We start from the raw sequence: 19,734 nt of genomic DNA on the forward strand, positions 1-19,734 counted from the left end.
CCCCGGCCCCGCGGCCCAACCCCCCCGGCTCTTTCGAAGACTGAGGTGGCGTGAGGTCGAGCCAACCGCCCGCAGCTCGCAGCTCGCAGGCTCATTGTAGGAGCCGATTCATCGACGAACCCTCACCACGGCTATCGCGAACGAGGCCTTGCGTCGCATCGTGCGGGCGGTTAACCGCTCGTCTCATCACTGCCCGGCGTCACTCGCTCGCTCGATGCCCTGAGGGTTCGCCGATGAATCGGCTCCTACCCAAGATCTACGTTGCGTGGGCGCGCGATCTGCGTCGCACGTGTGCGTCGCGCTTGTCGCTCTCCCTGCAATCGACCTCAGGGTGAGGAAGAGCCGGCGGGTGCCAGCCTCGGGGCCGGTAGCGGAGGCGAGGGCGTCGGCTGGATCGGGCCCGCCAGGGGGGCGGCCATGGATGGCCGGCCGTTTTCGCGAGACAGGATGTCGAGTCGAAAACCCCCAGTCGAAGCCCGGCCCGGCCCGTAGGGCAATAAGAAAATGGCCGCGCTCGCGGCCCTCCTTAGCGGGACGCCGCAGTGTGGCCCCGAGGCTGGCACCCACCGGCTGCGCCGCACCGCACAACGCCTTCCGCCGCCTCCCCTGCCTATACTCGGGCCGAGCCCCCTTGCGGGCTCTCACCATTCGGGGAGGCTTCGATGCTGCAACAGTACGGTTTATGGATCGCGCTGGCATGTGCGGTCGTTGCGATTCTGTACGGCGCGTTTTCGGTCAGATGGGTATTGGCCAAGTCGCCCGGCAACGAACGCATGCAGGAGATCGCCGCGGCCATTCAGGAAGGCGCGCGCGCATACCTCAACCGCCAGTACGCCACCATCGGTGTCGTCGGCATCGTCCTCCTGATCCTTATCGGTGTCTTCCTCGACTGGGGAACCGGCATCGGCTTCGCGCTGGGGGCGCTCCTCTCGGGGGCCACCGGCTACATCGGCATGAACGTATCGGTTCGTGCCAATGTTCGTACCGCAGAGGCCGCCCGGAGCGGCCTTTCTTCTGCCTTGGCGGTGGCTTTCCGCGGTGGTGCGGTCACCGGCATGCTGGTGGTCGGTCTGGCCTTGCTCGGCGTGGCCGGCTACTACGGCGTGCTCCTGCACCTGGGCTACGAACGCACCCACGCCCTGCACGCACTGATCGGCCTGGCCTTCGGCTCGTCGCTGATCTCGATCTTCGCCCGCCTGGGCGGCGGCATCTTCACCAAGGGTGCGGACGTCGGCGCGGACCTGGTCGGTAAGGTCGAAGCGGGAATTCCCGAGGATGACCCGCGCAACCCGGCGGTGATCGCGGACAACGTGGGCGACAACGTCGGCGATTGCGCCGGCATGGCGGCCGACCTGTTCGAAACCTATGCCGTCACCCTGATCGCCACCATGTTGCTCGGTGGCGTCATGGCCACCGAAACCGGCCCCTCCGGCGKGTTGTTCCCGCTGGTGCTCGGCGGCGCATCGATCATCGCCTCGGTGATCGGCACGTTCTTCGTGAAGACCCGCGGCGGCAAGATCATGAATGCGCTGTACGCCGGCGTCTTCGTCTCCGCCCTGCTCGCGGCGATCGCCTTCTGGCCGATCACCCAGTCGATGATGGCCGACTCGGCCTATGGCGCGGGCCGCATCTACGGCTGCACGATCATCGGCCTGGTCCTCACCGGCGCGATGGTGGTGATCACCGAGTACTACACGGCGACGGAATACGGACCGGTCAGGCACGTGGCGCAATCGTCGACCACGGGCCACGCGACGAACATCATCGCCGGCCTCGGGGTCTCGATGAAGTCCACGGCCCTGCCGGTGCTCGCCGTCTGCGCGGCCATCTGGGGTGCCTTCGAGTTTGCCGGGCTGTATGGCATCGCCATCGCGGCGACGGCCATGCTCAGCATGACCGGCATGATCGTGGCGCTGGACGCTTACGGCCCGATCACCGACAACGCCGGCGGTATCGCCGAGATGGCGGATCTGCCGCCCGAGGTGCGTGGCGTGACCGATCCGCTCGATGCGGTCGGCAACACGACCAAGGCGGTGACCAAGGGTTATGCGATCGGCTCGGCCGGCCTGGCCGCGCTGGTGCTGTTCGCCGACTACACGCACAACCTCAACCAGCATTTCGGCGGGACCGAGATTCGCTTCGACCTGTCCAACCACTACGTGATCATCGGACTGCTGATCGGCGGACTGATCCCGTTCCTGTTCGCCGCCATGGCGATGGAAGCGGTGGGTCGCGCGGCGGGTGCGGTCGTGGAGGAGGTGCGGCGGCAGTTCCGCGAAATCGCCGGCATCATGGAGGGCACGACCAAGCCGGACTACTCCCGCGCGGTGGACATGCTCACTCGCTCGGCGATCCGCGAGATGCTGGTGCCTTCGCTGCTTCCGGTACTCGTACCGGTGGTGGTGATCTTCGGTTTCAAGTGGCTCGGCGGTGCGGAAGCGGGCGCGCAGGCGCTAGGCGGCGTACTGATCGGCACCATCGTCACCGGCCTGTTCGTGGCCATTTCGATGACCACCGGCGGCGGCGCGTGGGATAACGCGAAGAAGTACATCGAGGACGGCAACTTCGGTGGGAAGGGTTCCGATGCGCACAAGGCCGCCGTCACCGGCGATACCGTGGGCGATCCGTACAAGGACACGGCGGGGCCTGCGGTGAATCCGCTGATCAAGATCATCAACATCGTGGCGTTGTTGCTGGTTCCGTTCCTCTAGCCATCTGCTCAGGTAGGAGCCGATTTATCGGCGAATGGGTGCTCGCGGCAGTGTTGCCCGCTGCCGCGGGATCGCCGATGAATCGGCTCCTACCAAAGCGGGGGAGCCGGTTCATGCCTGGGGCCGGGTAGCCCGGAAGTCATGGGCCGGACGGCCCTTCAGGTGAGCTAAGGTCCGGGTTCCGCTCAAGCTCGGAACTCCGAACCATGCATCGACGCTGGATTGCGCTCGTCATCGCCCTTACCTTCAGTGGCATGACCCAAGCCCACGACACCCCGCATACCGCCGCCCCCGCCGCCCAGGCCGGAGCCGATGACGAAAACCTCTGGCTGGACGACATCGACGGCGCCAAGCCGCTCGACTGGGTCAAGGCGCGTAACGCCGAGACCGTAAGTAAGTACGCCGAGAGCCAGGACTTCAAGACGCTGGACGCGCGTCTCCTCGAGATGCTCGATTCCGACGCGAAGATCCCGATGGTTTCGAAGATCGGCGACCACTTCTACAACTTCTGGAAGGACAAACAGCACCCCAAGGGCGTCTGGCGCCGGACCACGCTGGCCGAGTACCGCAAGGACAAGCCGACCTGGGACACGGTGATCGACCTCGATGCGCTGGCCGCTTCGGAAAAAGAAAACTGGGTCTGGCACGGTGCGCAGTGCCTGAAGCCGGACTATCGCCGCTGCCTGGTCTCGCTGTCGCGCGGTGGCGCGGATGCGGACGTGGTGCGTGAGTTCGACCTGTCGACCAAGGCTTTCATCAAGGACGGCTTCGCGCTGCCGGAAGCCAAGAGCCAGGTGGCGTGGATCGACGACGACCATATCTATGTCGCCACCGACTTCGGCCCCGGTTCGATGACCACGTCGAGCTATCCGCGCATCGTCAAGGAATGGAAGCGTGGGACGCCGCTCGCTTCCGCCCAGACGGTGTACGAGGGTAAGGACAACGACATGTCCATCTCGGCGTATCGCGATCGCACGCCGGGTTTCGAGCGCGATTTCGTCCAGCGCGCCCTGGAGTTCTATAACTCGGAGACCTTCCTGCGCGGCAAGGACGGCAAGCTGACCAAGATCGACGTGCCCAACGATGCCGAAACCGACGTCGAGCGCGAATGGCTGCTGGTCGAACCGCGCACGGCATGGACAGTGGGCGGCAAGACATTCCCGTCCGGCTCGCTGGTGGCGACGAAGTTCGACGACTTCATGGCGGGCAAGCGCGAGTTCACCGTGCTGTTCACCCCGGATGAGCACACCTCGCTGGCCGGCCATTCGTGGACGCGCCACCACCTCATCCTGACGGTGTCGCACGACGTGGTCAGCCAGATCAAGGTGCTGACGCCGGTCGCTACCGGTGCCTGGAAGGAAGACACGCTGAGCGGCGCCCCGGCGCTGAGCAACATGCAGGCCGGCGGCATCGATCCCGACGACACCGATGAGTACTTCCTCACCGTATCGGGCTTCCTGCAGCCCACCACGCTGTATTACGGCACGCTGGGCCAGGGCGAGCGCGAGGCGATCAAGCACGCCCCGGCGTTCTTCGATGCCTCCAAATTCGCGGTGAGCCAACACTTCGCTACCTCGAAGGACAGCACCAAGGTACCCTACTTCGAGATCGCCCCGAAGGCGATGAAGACCGACGGCAACAATCCGACCCTGGTCTACGGCTACGGTGGTTTCGAGATCTCGCTGGAGCCGGCTTATGCGGCGGGTGCGGGTCGTGCCTGGCTGGAAAAGGGCGGCGTCTACGTCATCGCCAATATCCGCGGCGGTGGCGAATACGGTCCGCGCTGGCACCAGGCGGCGCTCAAGGCCAACCGTCCGCGTGCCTACGAGGACTTCGCAGCCGTCTCGCAGGACCTGATCGATCGCAAGATCACCAGCCCGAAGCACATGGGCATGATGGGTGGCAGCAACGGCGGCCTGCTCGCCGGCAACATGCTGACCCAGTACTCGCAGCTCTACGGTGCGGTCGTCAGCCAGGTGGCCCTGCTCGACATGAAACGCTACACGCACATGTCGGCCGGCGCCTCGTGGATGGCCGAATACGGCGACCCGGACAAGCCGGAGGAATGGAAGTACATCCAGACCTTCTCGCCGTACCAGAACCTGCACAAGGGCACGACGTATCCGCCGGTCCTGTTCACCACCTCCACCCGCGACGACCGTGTCGGCCCGGTGCACGCCCGCAAGATGGCCGCGCGCATGCAGGCCATGGGCTTCGATGCCAGCCTCTACGAGAACCTCGAAGGCGGTCACGGTGCGGCGGCGGACAACAAGCAGTCGGCCTTCATGAGCGCCCTGGCCTATACCTACCTCTGGGAACATCTGAAATAGGCATGAAAACAAGGCGCTTTGCCGTGGCTGGGGCCGGGCGGTATCCTATTCGGCCGCTTTAACCCCTCGAATCACCAAGGAATCCCATGGGCCTGCACCTCGTTCCCGCCGGCAAGAATGTGCCGGACGAAATCAACGTCATCATCGAGATCCCCAAGGATGCCGAGCCCGTCAAGTACGAAGTAGACAAGGAAAGCGGCGCGATCTTCGTCGACCGCATCCTGTCGACGCCGATGCGCTACCCGTGCAACTACGGCTACGTGCCGGGCACCCTGGGCGGCGACGGCGACCCGCTCGACGCGCTGGTGATCCTGCCGCTGTCGCTGGTCCCGGGCTCGGTGATCCGTTGCCATCCGGTCGGCATGCTGAAGATGACCGACGAAGCCGGCGCCGACGAGAAGCTCGTCGTGGTTCCGGTGGACAAGGTGTTCGCCGGTTACGCGCACATCAAGGATATCGGCCAGGTGTCGGGCCACTGGCTGGAGCGCATCGGCCACTTCTTCGAGCACTACAAGGATCTCGAGAAGGGCAAGTGGGTCAAGATCGACGGCTGGGTCGGCGCGGACGAGGCCAAGGCCGAGATCGTTGCCGGCATGGGTCGTTACAAGGCTGATCACTAAACAGCGGCACTTGCCGATGGCGGCTCTTCGTAGGAGCCGATTCATCGGCGATCCCTGCAGCGCGAGGCGATCGTGATTCGCCGATGAATCGGCTCCTACCGAGCAACCCCTCGGCAGGAGCCGTTTTTGTTTCTAGCCGCGGCCCAGCAGGGTGCGCAGGTCGATGATCGCGGCGTTCGCGCGAGAGATGTAGTTCGCCATCACCAGCGAGTGGTTGGCGAAGAAGCCGAACGGCGATCCGTTGAGAACGACCGGGCTACCCAACGACTTCTGCGATTCTTCCAGCTCCCGGATCACCTGCTGCAGGCTCGCGTCGGCGTTCTTGCTGCGCAGGATCGGCGCGAAGTCGTGGCGGATCGCCTTCAGCTGCTCGAGCAGGGCCCAGGTGTATCCGCGCGCTTCGTAGAAGTTGTCGTCGATCTTGTTCCAGGGCGTCTTCACGTACACCGCCTTGGACTGGGCCGCCTTGCCGGCGACGTCGGCATTGGGCGCCGCATCCACCTTGAGCTGGCCCACGCTTGCGGACAGGCGCTGCGACAGCGAACCGAGCCGTGCAGATACGGTCTGCAGGTAATCGGCAAGATTGTCCGCACGCGCATAGAAATGTGCGTTCGCATCCTCGCTGTCGCTCAGGCGCACGAGGTACTTTTCCAGATCGTCCGTGGCCTTGCCGTACTGCGATTCCGAACTGGGCAGCAGCCAGCGATCGTTCGGGCTGTTGAGCAGCGGATCGGCTTCACCCAGATCCTTGTCCTCGGTCGACTGTGTCTGCGAACGGCTGAAGCTGTTGCGCAGCGCCTGCGCGAGATCGCGCGACGCCACCAGCGAGCCGAATTCCCAGTTGGGAATGTTGTCCATGAACACGCCAGGCGGCAGCTTGTCGTTGCTCAGGTAACCGCCGCGCTTGTCCAGCAACGTCTGGACCGACTCGATCAGGGTGTAGGTGGTCACCGCACCGGTGGCCATCGGCCGGCCGATCTCCTTCATGTGCGCGGTGGTCACCGTGACCGGATCGAACTGTTCCGGCTCCTTGTCCCACCACCACATGGTGAGGAGCACCCACAGGATGAGCAGCGCGAGGACGACAGCCACGGTGAGGCTGATCGGGTTACGCCGGCGACGGGTGGGCGACGGTGAGGGAGCGGCGGTCGCGTTCATGCCTGTCCTTTGGTGGTGGAGCACGGGGGTTAGCTTACCCCGCCTCTGCCGGGTCTACCTTTACGAATATTCTCGGTATGGCTGGTTACGCAAGGTGAAWGGGCACAAAGGCTCCATGTAGGAGCCGATTCATCGGCGAAGGGTGCTCGCGGCAGACTGGCCCGCTGCCGCGGGATCGCTGATGAATCGGCTCCTACAGAGAGCTCGCGGACTCACGCTTTCGTGTAGACCTCGCTGCCCTGGGCGCGGAATTCGAAGGCCTTCTCTTGCATACCGGCCGACGCTTCCATCCCGGCGGCGTAGTCGCGCACATCCTGGGTAATCTTCATCGAGCAGAACTTCGGGCCGCACATCGAGCAGAAGTGCGCCGACTTGTGCGCATCTTTCGGCATGGTCTCGTCGTGGTATTCGCGCGCCTTGTCCGGATCCAGGCCGAGGTTGAACTGGTCATCCCAGCGGAACTCGAAGCGCGCCTTGGACAGCGCGTTGTCACGCACCTGCGCGCCAGGATGGCCCTTGGCCAGGTCCGCGGCATGGGCGGCGATCTTGTACGCGATGATGCCGTCGCGAACGTCCTGGCGATTGGGCAGGCCGAGGTGTTCCTTGGGCGTGACGTAGCAGAGCATGGCCGTGCCGAACCAGCCGATCATCGCCGCGCCGATGGCGCTGGTGATGTGGTCGTAGCCCGGCGCGATATCGGTGGTCAGCGGTCCCAGCGTGTAGAACGGCGCCTCGTCGCACATCGCCAGCTGGCGATCCATGTTTTCCTTGATCAGGTGCATCGGCACATGGCCGGGTCCTTCGATCATGGTCTGCACATCGTGTTTCCAGGCAAGCTTGGTCAGCTCGCCGAGGGTGTCGAGTTCACCGAATTGCGCGGCGTCGTTGGCATCGGCGATGCATCCGGGGCGCAGCCCGTCGCCAAGACTGAAGGACACGTCGTACGCCTTCATGATCTCGCAGATGTCTTCGAAGTGCGTGTACAGGAAGTTCTCGCGGTGATGGGCAAGGCACCACTTGGCCATGATCGATCCGCCACGCGAGACGATGCCGGTGACGCGCTTCGCGGTGAGCGGTACGAAACGCAGCAGCACGCCGGCGTGGATGGTGAAGTAGTCGACGCCCTGCTCCGCCTGCTCGATCAGCGTGTCGCGGAAGATGTCCCAGGTGAGGTCCTCGGCGACGCCACCGACTTTCTCCAGTGCCTGGTAGATCGGCACGGTACCGATCGGCACCGGCGCGTTACGGATGATCCACTCGCGTGTCTCGTGGATGTGCTTGCCGGTGGAGAGATCCATCACCGTGTCGCCGCCCCAGCGGATCGCCCAGACCAGCTTCTCCACTTCCTCGGCGATGCCCGAGCTCACCGCGCTGTTGCCGATGTTGGCGTTGACCTTGGTCAGGAAGTTGCGGCCGATGATCATCGGTTCGACTTCGGGATGGTTGATGTTGGCGGGGATGATCGCGCGGCCTCGCGCCACTTCGTCGCGGACGAATTCGGCCGTGATGCGACTCGGCAACGAAGCACCGAAGGACTCGCCAGGGTGCTGCGCACGCAGCGCACTGTCCGTGAGCGCGTCAAGACGCTGGTTCTCGCGGATGGCGATGTATTCCATCTCCGGCGTCACGATGCCGCGGCGGGCGTAGTGCATCTGTGTCACGTTGGCGCCGGCCGTAGCACGCAAGGGCATGCGCGGAGCCGCGAAGCGGATCGAGTCGAGGCGTGCATCGTCGGCGCGCGCCCGGCCGAAGCGGGATGACAGGCCATCGAGGCGTTCGACGTCGCCGCGTTCGGTGATCCAGCCGGCACGCAGGGCAGGCAGGCCGCGGGCAAGGTCGACGGCGTGTTCGGGATCGCTATAGGGACCGGAGGTGTCGTACACGACGATCGACGGATTGGTCTCGCCACCGAACAGGGTCGGCGTGGGCGCCTGGGCGATCTCTCGCATCGGCACGCGCAGGTCGGGGCGGCTGCCGGTCACGTGGATCTTGGTCGAGCCGGCGATCGGCTGGGTGACGGCTTCGGACAGTTCGCGCGCGGCGCGGGCAAGATCGGAGGGCATGGCGTTCATTGGCTTCTCGTTCCTTGCGGATAAGGGGAGAAGCGGACGGCGCCGCCACGGAAGCACGCGTGCGCGGACGCACGTTACCCGTGGACGAAGCTTCCTACGCCGGTACGGACCGGATCAGGTTCGAAGGGACTCTCTCAGCCCACGCAATTGCTTGGGCACCCCCGCTTCGAGGGGGATTCAACCACGAAGCGGGTATCCGACGCGAGCGCTCAGCAGTTCGGGCGCGGCTCGTAGGCGCGGATGAACATCTCGACGGCGGCCAGGGCATTGGCCTTGACCTCTTCGCCGAACTGCACGGCGCAGTCTTCGCAGCCGAACAGGCGGCGCAGCAGCAGATCGCCCTTGAGCAGGGCAAGGAACTGCGTGGTGGCGCGCGAGGTGTCGGCGATCTCCAGCTGGCCGCGGGCCGTGGCGCCGTCGAGCAGGCGCTGCATCAGCTTGTGCATGCGTACCGGACCTTCTTCCCAGACCAGCCGGCCGAAGCGCGGGTTTCCGCCGGCCTGGCAGTCCGAGAGGATGGCGCGGAAGGTACCGACCGACTCGACGTTGGTTTCCATCGCCGCGTGACGGCTGGCGATGTTGCTCAGGGTGACGCGGATGTCCGCTCCCGGGCTGAAGTCGAAGAGGTCATCCGGCAGGCGTTCCTGCACGTGGGCGCGGATCACCTCGCGGAAGAGGTTGTCCTTGTCGCCGAAATGGCTGTAGACGGTGAGCTTGGAGACGCCGGCGGAGGCCGCGACGGCATCCATGCTGGTTCCCGCGAAGCCGCCCTGGGTAAAGAGTGCCTTGGCGGCATCGAGGATGGCCGCACGCTTCTCCATATCCTTCGGACGCCCGGGACCCTGCGTTTTCATTTTCGGGCTGGCGTTCATGGCTACACCTTCACAAACAAAAATTATGACTTTATTATACGCAGCGGTTCAGTTATTTCCAGCACGTCATGGTTGTCATTCATGAAGCCGGAAAAGGTAAGGGTCTGACCGCTCGTCTGCCTTAGAATAAGGTGGGGCCGGCGCAGGTCGATCCCATGGGCATCAGGGACTTGCGCCACTAGCTGTTCAGGCGCCAGCGAGTCACTGTAGGGCTGGGCATGACTTCCGTCAGTCCCGTCTGGTGACTTCCGGCACTTAGTAGGCATGGCGCGGGCACCTCAGCCTTAACACATTGGGAAAGCAGGCTCCGAACGCTTATCCTTTCCAACCTTTTTATAGCTTTTCGTACGGAATCCAACACCATGGCGATGAATTTCGAGCAGGCCCGGCAGAACATGGTCGAAAACCAGGTTCGCCCGTGGGAAGTCCTGGACTTTGACGTCCTCGAGACCCTGAAGGGGATTCGCCGCGAGGACTTCGTCGCAGCGGCCCACCGCAACGTGTCTTTCGCCGATCTCACCCTGCCCCTGGGCCATGGCGAGGTCATGATGAAGCCGGTGGTGGAAGGCCGCGTGCTGCAGGCGCTGGAGCTGAAGAAGACCGATACCGTGCTGGAAATCGGCACCGGTTCGGGCTTCCTCACCGCCTGCCTGGCCCGTCTCTCCGCCCATGTGACCAGCATCGACATGCACGCCGACTTCGTCGAGGCCGCTCGCCAGCGCCTGGCCGCCACGTCGGTGACCAATGTCACGCTGGAAACCGCCGAGGCCGTCAACGGCTTCAACCCGACCGGCGTTTTCGACGCCGTCGTCATTACGGGTGCCGTCCACACGGTCCCGGAAAAGTTCGTGCGCTGGCTCAAGCCGGGTGGGCGCATGTTCGTCGTACGCGGCGATTCCCCGGCGCAGACGGCGGTGCTCCTCACCCACGAAGGTGAAGGCCGCTACCGCGAGGAATCGCTGTTCGAAACGGACCTTCCCTACCTGGCGCATGCCGCGCCGGTGAAGCGCTTCGTGCTCTGACCCACAGATTACCCATCACCCACGAGGCGAAACCATGCGCTTGAAGCTGCTCACCGTCGCGCTCGCATTGGCCGCGACGCCGTTCGCGAGCCATGCTGAAGACTTGCTCGACGCCTACCGCCAGGCCCGGGCAAACGATCCGGTGCTGTCGCAGGCCGACTCCACCCGCCTCGCCACCGGCGAAGGCGTGGACCAGGCTCGTGCGTTGCTGCTGCCCCAGGTCAACGGCTCGCTCGGCATCACCCAGTCCGATCCCGCTGGCCCGTCGCGCTCGGTACTGACCGACGCCGCCGGCAATCCGTTGCGTGATGCCGCAGGCAACCCGCTCCTGAGCAGCGATATCGGCCACACCCGCCAGCGCACGCTGGGCGCCACGGTCACGCAGAGCGTGCTCAACTTCAGCCAGATCGCCGACCTGCAGGCCGCGCATTCGTCCGCGAACTCGCAGAACGCGACGTACGAGGCCGCACTCCAGCAGCTGGCGACGCGCGTGGCCACGGCCTATTTCCAGGTCCTGACCAACGACGACGCCCTGACCTTCGCCAAGGCCAACGAGCAGGCCCTGGCCCGCCAGCTGGAACAGGCGCAGCAGCGCTTCGACGTCGGCCTGTCCGCCATCACGGACGTGCAGGACGCCAAGGCGCAGCACGATACCTCGGTCGCCGCCGTCATCACGGCCGAGAACACGCTGGCCGATTCGCGTGAAGCCCTCACCCAGATCACCGGCAAGCCGGCCGACAACCTGAAGAAGCTGCGTGAGCAGCTGCCGATGGACGCGCCGACCCCGAACGATCCGAAGGCCTGGGTGGCCGAAGCGGTCAAGAGCAGCCCGAGCATCCTCGCCGCGCAGTACAACGTCGAGTCGTCCGAGCACAGCATTTCGTCCGCACGTGCCGGCCATCTGCCGACCATCGACGCCTCGCTGGGTTACAACAAGAGCACGGCGTGGACGCAGAACGCCGGGGCCGGCTCGGCCGCTTCCGCGGGTACCCTCGGTTCGAGCGGCACCAACGGCCGTGGGGCGACCACGGTCGGCCTGACGCTGAACGTGCCGATCTTCTCCGGTGGCCTCACGCAGTCGCGCGTCCGCCAGTCGATCTACCAGCGTGACGCCGCCCAGGACTCCCTGGAATCGGTGCGCCGCCAGGTGGTGCGTGACACGCTCAACTTCTACCGCTCGGTCGTCGCCGGCATCAGCAAGGTCGGAGCGACCAAGGCTGCCGTCGAGTCCTCGGAGAGCGCACGCGACGCGACGCAGGCCGGTTTCGAAGTCGGCACCCGCACCATCGTCGACGTCCTGATCGCCCAGCAGAACCTCACCCAGTCGCTCAGCGACTACTCGCAGGCCCGCCACCAGTTCATCCTCGACAAGCTGCTGCTCAAGCAGACGGCCGGCACGGTGGACATCAAGGACCTGGAAGAAGTGAACTCGCTGCTGCAGTAAGGCCAACGGCTCCACCGAACGAAAAAAAGGCGGGCCTTCGGGTCCGCCTTTTTCGTTGCACCTGGCGCAACCGCCTCACCTGTAGGAGCCGATTCATCGGCGAAAAGCCAACGGAGCGAAGATGCCGAGCCCCGGCACACTCGCGCTTAGGCGAAGTCGCGGTCGGGTTGGCCCTTGGGGCCGCCGGCGCAGCTCTTCGAGGCGGGCCGTAGCTGTGCTCTCGCTCGCACGGGAACTGAGCGGCCCTCAGCTCATGCGGCCCCAAGGGCCAACCCGACCGCGACACCACACAGTGAGGTTGCGTGACGCAAAAGCGCACCACCGCTTCGTCAGTCATCGTTCGACAAGCGACCGGCTGCGCCATCTAGGAGCCGCTTCAGCGGCGAACCCTCAAGCTCTCGGGCCTTCATGTGAAGCCTTTTATCGCATCGGGCGAGCAGTTGAACCTCCTGCACGATGCGATGTTCGGCCTCGTTCGCGATATCGGTGCTGAGGGTTCGCCGATAAATCGGCTCCTACAACAGCGGCGCCGCGAAGTTGCTGGCGGTGCGCTCGACCGGAAACCACCTCAGCGTTCGTTGACGCGAGGGGCAAGGCCCTTGGGGCCGCATGAGCTGAGGGCGGCCCCGACCGGCTGACGGAGCGAGAGAGTGGCTACCGCCCGCCTCGAAGAGCTGCGCCGGCGGCCCCAAGGGCCTTGGCCCTCGCGGCTTTCGCTGGCGATGACTGCACCGGCTTCCTCGCTCTGTTGGCTTTTCGCCGATGAATCGGCTCCTACATGTTCAGTCCGCTTATTCTTGCAGCAACCGGTCGACGAGTTTCATTACTTTGCCGACGGAGCCGCGCTCGCTGTCGAAGACATGGCGGGCGGCGGTGCCCATGGCTTCGCGGCGGTCGTGGTCGCGCAAGAGTGAGAGGACTTGTTCGCCGAGTTCGCCGCTGCTGGCCACGCGTTGGCCGCCGGACGCTTCCAGAAGGGCCTGGGTGATCTCTTCGAAGTTGAACGTGTAGGGACCGACCAGCACCGGCTTGGCCAGCGCCGCGGGCTCGAGCACGTTGTGGCCGCCGATGGATACCAGGCTGCCGCCGACGAAGGCGACGTCGCAGGCAGCGAAGAACCGTAGCAGCTCGCCCATGGAATCGATCACGAAACACTGGGTGTTGTGCCCGGGCACGCCGTCCGTGCTGCGCGTGCCCACCTGGAAACCCAGACTGCGCACCGACGACTCGACGGCCTTGAAGCGCTCCGGATGCCGCGGTGCGATGAGCAACAGGGCATCGGGCAGGCGTCGCATCACGTCGAGATGCGCCTGGAGCACGGCCATTTCCTCACCCTCGTGGGTGCTGGCCGCGATCCATACCGGACGGCCTGTGCCCCAGGCTTCGCGCATGGCCTTGCCGGCCTGCAGCGCGTCGTGGGGCACGGGCATGTCGAATTTCAGGTTGCCGCAGACGGTGAGCTGGCTGGGCTCGGCACCAAGCAGGCGGTAGCGCGCCGCGTCGGTCCGCGACTGCGCGGCGATGTGGCTGACGCAGCGCAGGGCGCTCTTCACCAGCGAACTCATGCGCGCATAGCCACGCAAGGAGCGCTCGGACAGGCGGGCGTTGGCGATCAACAGCGGAATGCCGTGGCGCCGGCAGGCGAAGTAGAGATTCGGCCAGATCTCGGTCTCGACGATCACCGCCAGGCGGGGGCGCGTGTTGCGCAGGAAGCTCCTTACCGCGAACGGCAGGTCGTACGGCAGGTAGACACTATGGACGCGATCGCCGAACAACTGACGGACGCGTTCGGAGCCCGTGGGCGTCACCGTCGTCACCATCAGGGGTGCCTGCGGGTACGCCTCCATGAGGGCCTTGACCAGGGGCTCGGCGGCGTTCACTTCACCGACCGATACCGCGTGCACCCACAGGCAGCCATTCAGGCGCGGCGTCGGAAAACGGCCAAAGCGTTCACGCCAGCGCACGTGGTAGTCGCCATAGCGCATGCCGCGCGCCATCAGGCGGAGCATCACCAGCGGCGTGAACAGGTACATGGCGCAGTTGTAGATCAGACGCAGCAGCACGCGGTCCCCTGGGACTTGCCAGTGACCGGGCAGTATAGCCGCCCCCATTCGCTACAATGGCGTGACATGCCCGGAATGCCTCGCCCCTCCCTGACCCTACGCCTGCTTGCGCCCCGTCACTGGGCCGCGTGGATCGGCGTGGGCTTCATCTGGCTGATCGCCCACCTGCCCTTCCGGACACTGATGCGGCTGGGGCGCCAGGCGGGCCGGCTGGCCCTGCATCTCAATCGGGAACGTCGGCGCATCGCGGCAACCAATATCGCGCTGTGTTTCCCCGAGCTGGGGGGGACGGCGCAGAAGGCCTTGCTGCGAGCCAATCTGTGCGATGTCGGCATGATGCTGGCCGAGTTCGCGCTGGGCTGGATGGGCTCGGACCGCGCCATCGCGAAGGTGCCGGTGACCGTCGACGGCCTCGAGCACCTCGAAGCCGCGCGTGCCGCCGGCCGTGGCGTGCTGCTGGTCGGTGGACACTTCTCGCATCTGGAACTGAGTGCACGCCTGGTCTCCTCGCGCATCCGCATCGCAGGCATGTACCGGCGCATGGACTCGGACGTGTTCGAGTTCGCGGTGCTGCGCTCGCGGCTGCACTACGCCGACGCGATGTTCGACAAGGACGATATCCGCGGCACGGTGCGTTACCTGAAACAAGGCGGCACGCTCTGGTACGCACCCGACCAGGACATGCGCAGCAAGGACAACGTGTTCGTGCCGTTCTTCGGCGTCAAGGCCGCGACGATCACCGCGACCCATCACCTGGCGCGTCTTTCCGGCGCCCTGGTCATCCCGTTCTATCACCGCCGCCTGCCGGACGACGCCGGTTACGTCATGCGTCTCGGCGCGCCGCTTGCGGATTTTCCGAGCGACGACGCGGAGCGCGATACCGCACGGGTGAACGAGCAGATCGAAAGCATGGCGAGGGAAGCACCCGAGCAATACCTGTGGGTGCACAAGCGTTTCAAGACGCGGCCGCCGGGCGAAGCGAAGATCTACTGATCCCCGCCCAGCGCAGGTAAGTACGGACCCAGGCAGCTACTGCCCGTCAGCGTCGACGAAAGCCACGCGAAAAAGTACGAGCGTAAAAACGACTCGTCTTCCCCCCTAGACGGACCTTCCCCATGCAGTCGCTCTTCCGCTTCGCGCGATCCCTGCGCGGTCGGGCCGAATGGCATAGCTCGCGCTGGCGCGGCTTCAACGCCGCGACGACGTATATCGCGCGCTCCGTGCTGCACTGGCGCGCGCATGCGGCGTGGCTGGCCTTCCTCGAGTCGCCGGCCATGGCTGGCCTGGCGATGATCGATCGCACGCTGACGGAGCGCTACCAGCACCGTTACATGAACCGCCACTGGTCGATGATGCAACGCCTGGGTGCCACGCACGCACACTATGCCTTCGCCGTCCGCCGTTTTCCGTCCGAGCTGTTCGACAGTCTGTACTGGCAGCGCGAAGTGCCGGTGGGTCGTGTGATCTTGCGCGATGGAAGCGGCTTGTCCCTGCTGCTGAAGGCCCCTGCCCTGCGGGGCCGCGAAGGCGAGCTGAGCATCTCGCTCACGGACGATCACGGCTTGCAGATCTCCTACGCGACGATCTCCTTCGTCGACGACGGCCGCACCGTGATCATCGGTTGCCTGCAAGGTGCGGCGAACAACGCCGGGCGCGACGCAATTCGCGAACTCACCCGGCAGTCGCATGGACTGCGCCCGAAGAACCTTCTGCTTTCGATGATCCGCTCGCTGGCCGAATCCCTGGGTGCGGAACGCATTCTCGGCATCGGCAACGAGGCGCATCCGTTCGCGAGCAGGAAAAAGATCAAGGCCGACTACGACGCGTTCTGGCTGGAGAACGACGGCGTGGCCGATGCACAGGGTTTCTATGCGATGCCGGTGCGCGAGCCCGAACGCTGCGCCTCCACGGTGGAGAGCAAGCGACGCAGCGAGTTCCGTCGTCGCGAGACGCTGCGTCGGGAGGCCTGTGCCTTACTCGTCTCGGCCTTTGTCGCGGAGCGAAGCGCCGAGGCCCAGGCGGCGTGAGACACGAAGCTCGTAGAGCTTGGCGTATTTGAGGAAGGCGTAGAACGCGTGCACGCGGGCGGCGACGAAGCCCGCCCAGCCACCACGCCAGTGACCGCGCCACAGGTAGTAACGCAGGAAGGCCACGGTTGGGTAGACCACCATGCGTGCACGCAAGTGTCGCGGCGTGCGCGTGCGGCGGTCATGCACCTGCAACGACGAATAACGATTGGCCTTGTCCACGCGACCTTCAATGTCGCGCTCACCGTAGTGGTCGATCACCGCGTCGAGACGACGCACGGGCCCGTCGACGACGATGCTCTCATGCACTTCGTGACCGCTCATACGCGCACGGGTGCGATCGAACAGGCGGACGTAGTGATTCAGCCTGGCGTGATCGGACTGCCAGCGCCAGAACACCCATTCGCGACGAAGCAGTTCAAAGCCCGCGACATCGGGTGATTCCAGGGCGCGGCAGATGCGATCCACCGCCGCTGCCGGAAGGGCTTCATCCGAGTCGAGCAGGAGCACCCAGCGATGGACCGCGAGATCGATCGCCGCCTGCTTCTGTGCGCTGTACCCGGCGAACGGCTGCACGGCGATGCGCGCACCCGCTCGCGCGGCGATATCGCGTGTCGTATCCGTGGAACCGGAGTCCAGGACCAGGATGTCATCGGCGAAGTGCACGGAGGCCAGGCAGGCCTCGATCGTGTCGGCGTTATTGAACGTGGTAACGACGACGGAGAGTGGCTCACGCGCCATCGCGCGGCTCCAGGTCCGGCAGGTCGGCGAACAACGCGGCACACCAGACCGACACGAGCCAGGCGGCCAGCAAACCCCACCAAGCCGAATAGAAGGCCATATGCGTGTTCAGCGGAAAGAGGATCGCGACCAGGGCGAGCGTGGCGGGAAATGCGCGATATCGCGCGACGGTCCCCGCGCGCCACCACGTGCGTACCGCCAGGATCACCGCCGCCAGCCAGGCGAGCACGCCGATGATGCCGGTCTCGGTCGCCACCTCGAGCACGACCTGGTGCGCGTGACAGGCGCCCTCGCCTTCCGCGCACTTCTCCATCGTCAGGAAGTGATCGCCCGGGTTTGCCACGGCTGGATAGGCGTAGCGGAATCCGCGTACACCCACGCCGTTCACCGGATGCGCGGCAAACATGCGCAGCGAGGTGGTCCAGATATCCAGGCGCCCGGTCAGCGCGGCGTCGACGCCTTCGCTCGTACCCGACAGGGCCGGCAAGGTGTGGGCGATGCGATCACGGAAACGCGGCGACACCTGCCACGCGAGCAGCGCGACCAGGGCGAGCGATGCGCCCGCGGCGACGCACGCCACGGCAAACCGTCGTGGCGTCTTCGCCTCGTTCCAGAGAAAACCCAGGGCGACGAGCCCGTAGCAAAGCCACGAGGCACGCGACCCGGAAAGCAGCACGGGACCGAGCGCCAGCAGAAAGGCGATCGCCAGGCCGCGACGCCCCCAGCGCTCGCGGGCACCCCAGAGCAGGAAGGGCGCAAGCGCGGAAAGCGCCGGGCCGAGTTTCAGGTTGTCGGCACCGAAGAGGCCCGAGAGGCGCTCGGCATTCGACGCGCCAGCCAGGCCGTAGCCCGTGATGGCCTGGATCCAGGCATCGGCGACCCAGATCGCGACCACGACCGCCGTGGCGAGATACAGGGCCCGCACCTTGCCCGGCCGGCGCATCGCGAAGCAGGTGTACACGCCCAGCGGCGCGAAGCGCAGGATGCCTGCGACCGTGAGCCAGGTCTTGCCCGGCGCGACGGCACCGATCGCCGAGACCAGCGCCGCCCCTGCATAGGCGGCAAACAACCACAGGAAAAGCTTGGCACCCGGGTGATGGCGAATGACCTGCGGCTCGCGAACCAGTAGCAGGATGCTGCCGACCAGGCAGAGGAACACACCCAGCTCGGCACTGCGGCCGAAGGGCAGCAAGGCAGGCACGAGCCAGATCGGCAGCAACGGCGATGCAAGGCCGGCTTTCAGCGACCGAGCGAAGGTCCCGCTCACGCGGCAGGCACGCCCTGGAGCACATCGGCGTAGAGCGCCAGCGTGGCTTCCTGCATGTCGATCAGGCGATAGCTGCGCGGCGGCGGAATGGGCGGGGCGAAGCGGAGCAGCTCGGCCGCCCGCTCGACCAGTTTCTCGCGGTCGCCCAGCGGGACGCGCCCAGCCGGGTAGAGCTCGGCCAATAGCTCGCCAACGCCGCCATGGGCGTAGCCGATGACCGGCCGACACAGCGCCAACGCCTCGACCACCGTCCGGCCGAACGACTCGGGCCGAACGGACAACTGAAGGACGAGCGCCGACATGGCGAATACGTCGCGAACATCGTCACGCGCCGGCGAGATCACCACCTTGTCGTCCAGGCCGCGGGCATGGATGAGCTCGCGCAACTCGGCCACGTAGGCCTCGCGCCCGGGTTCGTCCGCACCGAGCAGGAGCAAGCGCGCGTCAATGGCGCGGTGGTTCAGGTCGGCAAGCAGCTCGATGGCGTCCGCATGACCTTTCAGGCGCGTACCGCGCCCAGGCAGGGTCAGTAGCGGCGCACCGGCCAGTTGCGGATATTCCTCAAAGAAGCCGCGCTGCCAGGTCTCGTCGGGCCGGTAGCCATACGGGAAAGCCTCCGTGTCGATCCCGCGCGGAATGACGGCGATCCGCGCCGTATCGATATCGTCGGGGTAATGGCGGAGCACATAGTCGCGCAGGGTCTGCGACACCACGATCACCCGCTCGCCACGGAGCAGGATGGCGCTGTAACGCCCCGGCGAATTCAGCCCATGCACCGTGGTGACGAAGTGCGGACGGGGTTTCACGCCGCGCATGGCCCACCAGCCGATCCACGCCGGCAGTCGCGAACGGGCATGGACGATGTCGGGCTTCACCTCGCGCAGGATGCGGCGAAGCTTGCCCACCGTGAACAGCGTGCCGAGCGACTTGTGGCCGATCGGCAGGGTGATGTGCTCACTACCCTCGGCCTCGAGCTGCGCGACGAGACGGCCGCCCGCCGAGACCACGACCGAGCGATGCCCGGCAGCGACCAGCGCCCTGGCGATTTCCAGGGTCGAACGCTCGGCCCCACCGGAGTGGAGGGTGGGGATGAGCTGTACGACGGTCATCGTCCGATCTGGGAAGACGGTGGCCATGGGCGGTCCGAGAGGAAGGAGTGTCACGGGCAATGCAGGAAACATGCCCGCGCGGGGCCGTTCAGTCTTTCAACACGTAATTGGCGCCGCAATAGGGGCATTTGGAGGTGCCACCATCGTCGACGATGGGCAGGTAGACCTTCGGATGCGAGTTCCACAGGTACATGCCGGGCATCGGGCAGGACAGCGGGAGGTCCGCCTTGGTGACTTCGTAACGGTTCTCGGCGTTGGCCGGGATCAGCTTGGCGGCCGCGGGATTGGCATGCATGGG

Annotated in this window: 15 protein-coding genes and 1 riboswitch; of the genes, 7 read left to right on the forward strand and 8 right to left on the reverse strand. The window is 65.6% G+C overall.

Annotated features, from left to right (window positions below):
• Window positions 1–662 precede the first annotated feature (662 nt).
• The 3 genes from AC1DYM_RS18740 (at window position 663) to ppa (ending at window position 5,661) form a co-directional block, all read left to right on the forward strand.
• Complete coding sequence (locus tag AC1DYM_RS18740; RefSeq protein WP_477340901.1) at window positions 663–2,711, forward strand: sodium-translocating pyrophosphatase; 2,049 nt, start codon at window positions 663–665, stop codon at window positions 2,709–2,711.
• A gap of 206 nt (window positions 2,712–2,917) precedes the next feature.
• Entirely contained in the window at window positions 2,918–5,041 is a 2,124-nt protein-coding gene (locus AC1DYM_RS18745; RefSeq protein ID WP_477340903.1) for a prolyl oligopeptidase family serine peptidase, read from the forward strand.
• Between the two features lie 86 nt (window positions 5,042–5,127).
• Window positions 5,128–5,661, forward strand: a complete 534-nt coding sequence (gene ppa / locus AC1DYM_RS18750; RefSeq protein ID WP_046969505.1) for an inorganic diphosphatase — start codon at window positions 5,128–5,130, stop codon at window positions 5,659–5,661.
• A gap of 132 nt (window positions 5,662–5,793) precedes the next feature.
• On the opposite strand, the gene AC1DYM_RS18755 is transcribed toward ppa, so the two are convergent.
• The 3 genes from AC1DYM_RS18755 to AC1DYM_RS18765 form a co-directional block, all read right to left on the reverse strand.
• Complete coding sequence (locus AC1DYM_RS18755) at window positions 5,794–6,819, reverse strand: DUF2333 family protein (RefSeq protein WP_477340905.1); 1,026 nt, start codon at window positions 6,817–6,819, stop codon at window positions 5,794–5,796.
• 212 nt (window positions 6,820–7,031) lie between these two features.
• Window positions 7,032–8,891: a phosphomethylpyrimidine synthase ThiC gene (gene thiC / locus AC1DYM_RS18760; RefSeq protein ID WP_477340907.1), complete on the reverse strand. Its 1,860-nt coding sequence runs from the start codon at window positions 8,889–8,891 to the stop codon at window positions 7,032–7,034.
• A gap of 74 nt (window positions 8,892–8,965) precedes the next feature.
• Window positions 8,966–9,064: riboswitch (TPP riboswitch) on the reverse strand.
• Between the two features lie 36 nt (window positions 9,065–9,100).
• On the reverse strand, window positions 9,101–9,763 hold the full coding sequence (locus AC1DYM_RS18765; protein ID WP_046969508.1) for a TetR/AcrR family transcriptional regulator: 663 nt from the start codon (window positions 9,761–9,763) through the stop codon (window positions 9,101–9,103).
• A gap of 362 nt (window positions 9,764–10,125) precedes the next feature.
• Here AC1DYM_RS18765 and AC1DYM_RS18770 point away from each other — a divergent pair, with 362 nt between their 5' ends.
• Window positions 10,126–10,785 carry a protein-L-isoaspartate O-methyltransferase family protein gene (locus AC1DYM_RS18770; RefSeq protein WP_477340909.1) on the forward strand — a complete coding sequence of 220 codons (660 nt, stop codon included), beginning with the start codon at window positions 10,126–10,128 and terminating at the stop codon, window positions 10,783–10,785.
• Window positions 10,786–10,819: 34 nt separating this feature from the next.
• Window positions 10,820–12,229, forward strand: coding sequence for a TolC family outer membrane protein (locus AC1DYM_RS18775; protein WP_477340911.1), 1,410 nt, complete (start codon window positions 10,820–10,822; stop codon window positions 12,227–12,229).
• 791 nt (window positions 12,230–13,020) lie between these two features.
• Here AC1DYM_RS18775 and waaA read toward each other — a convergent pair.
• Window positions 13,021–14,262, reverse strand: coding sequence for a lipid IV(A) 3-deoxy-D-manno-octulosonic acid transferase (gene waaA, locus AC1DYM_RS18780; protein WP_477340953.1), 1,242 nt, complete (start codon window positions 14,260–14,262; stop codon window positions 13,021–13,023).
• Between the two features lie 96 nt (window positions 14,263–14,358).
• Between waaA and lpxL the strand changes: the two genes are divergently transcribed.
• Both lpxL and AC1DYM_RS18790 read left to right on the forward strand, forming a co-directional pair.
• Entirely contained in the window at window positions 14,359–15,285 is a 927-nt protein-coding gene (gene lpxL / locus AC1DYM_RS18785) for an LpxL/LpxP family Kdo(2)-lipid IV(A) lauroyl/palmitoleoyl acyltransferase (RefSeq protein WP_477340913.1), read from the forward strand.
• 122 nt (window positions 15,286–15,407) lie between these two features.
• Window positions 15,408–16,319 carry a VirK/YbjX family protein gene (locus AC1DYM_RS18790; protein ID WP_477340915.1) on the forward strand — a complete coding sequence of 304 codons (912 nt, stop codon included), beginning with the start codon at window positions 15,408–15,410 and terminating at the stop codon, window positions 16,317–16,319.
• On the opposite strand, the gene AC1DYM_RS18795 is transcribed toward AC1DYM_RS18790, so the two are convergent.
• The 4 genes from AC1DYM_RS18795 to AC1DYM_RS18810 all read right to left on the reverse strand — a co-directional run bounded on the left by AC1DYM_RS18795 (window position 16,266) and on the right by AC1DYM_RS18810 (window position 19,731).
• On the reverse strand, window positions 16,266–17,060 hold the full coding sequence (locus AC1DYM_RS18795) for a glycosyltransferase family 2 protein (RefSeq protein WP_477340917.1): 795 nt from the start codon (window positions 17,058–17,060) through the stop codon (window positions 16,266–16,268). The two genes, AC1DYM_RS18790 and AC1DYM_RS18795, sit on opposite strands and share 54 nt — an antisense overlap.
• Window positions 17,050–18,327, reverse strand: coding sequence for an O-antigen ligase family protein (locus AC1DYM_RS18800; RefSeq protein ID WP_477340919.1), 1,278 nt, complete (start codon window positions 18,325–18,327; stop codon window positions 17,050–17,052). Before AC1DYM_RS18800 ends, AC1DYM_RS18795 begins: the two co-directional genes overlap by 11 nt.
• On the reverse strand, window positions 18,324–19,436 hold the full coding sequence (locus tag AC1DYM_RS18805; protein WP_477340921.1) for a glycosyltransferase: 1,113 nt from the start codon (window positions 19,434–19,436) through the stop codon (window positions 18,324–18,326). Before AC1DYM_RS18805 ends, AC1DYM_RS18800 begins: the two co-directional genes overlap by 4 nt.
• An 88-nt stretch (window positions 19,437–19,524) precedes the next feature.
• Entirely contained in the window at window positions 19,525–19,731 is a 207-nt protein-coding gene (locus AC1DYM_RS18810; protein WP_046979305.1) for a zinc-finger domain-containing protein, read from the reverse strand.
• Window positions 19,732–19,734: the final 3 nt, after the last annotated feature.

The sequence above is a fragment of the Luteibacter sp. P1_D3 genome, assembly GCF_056406135.1.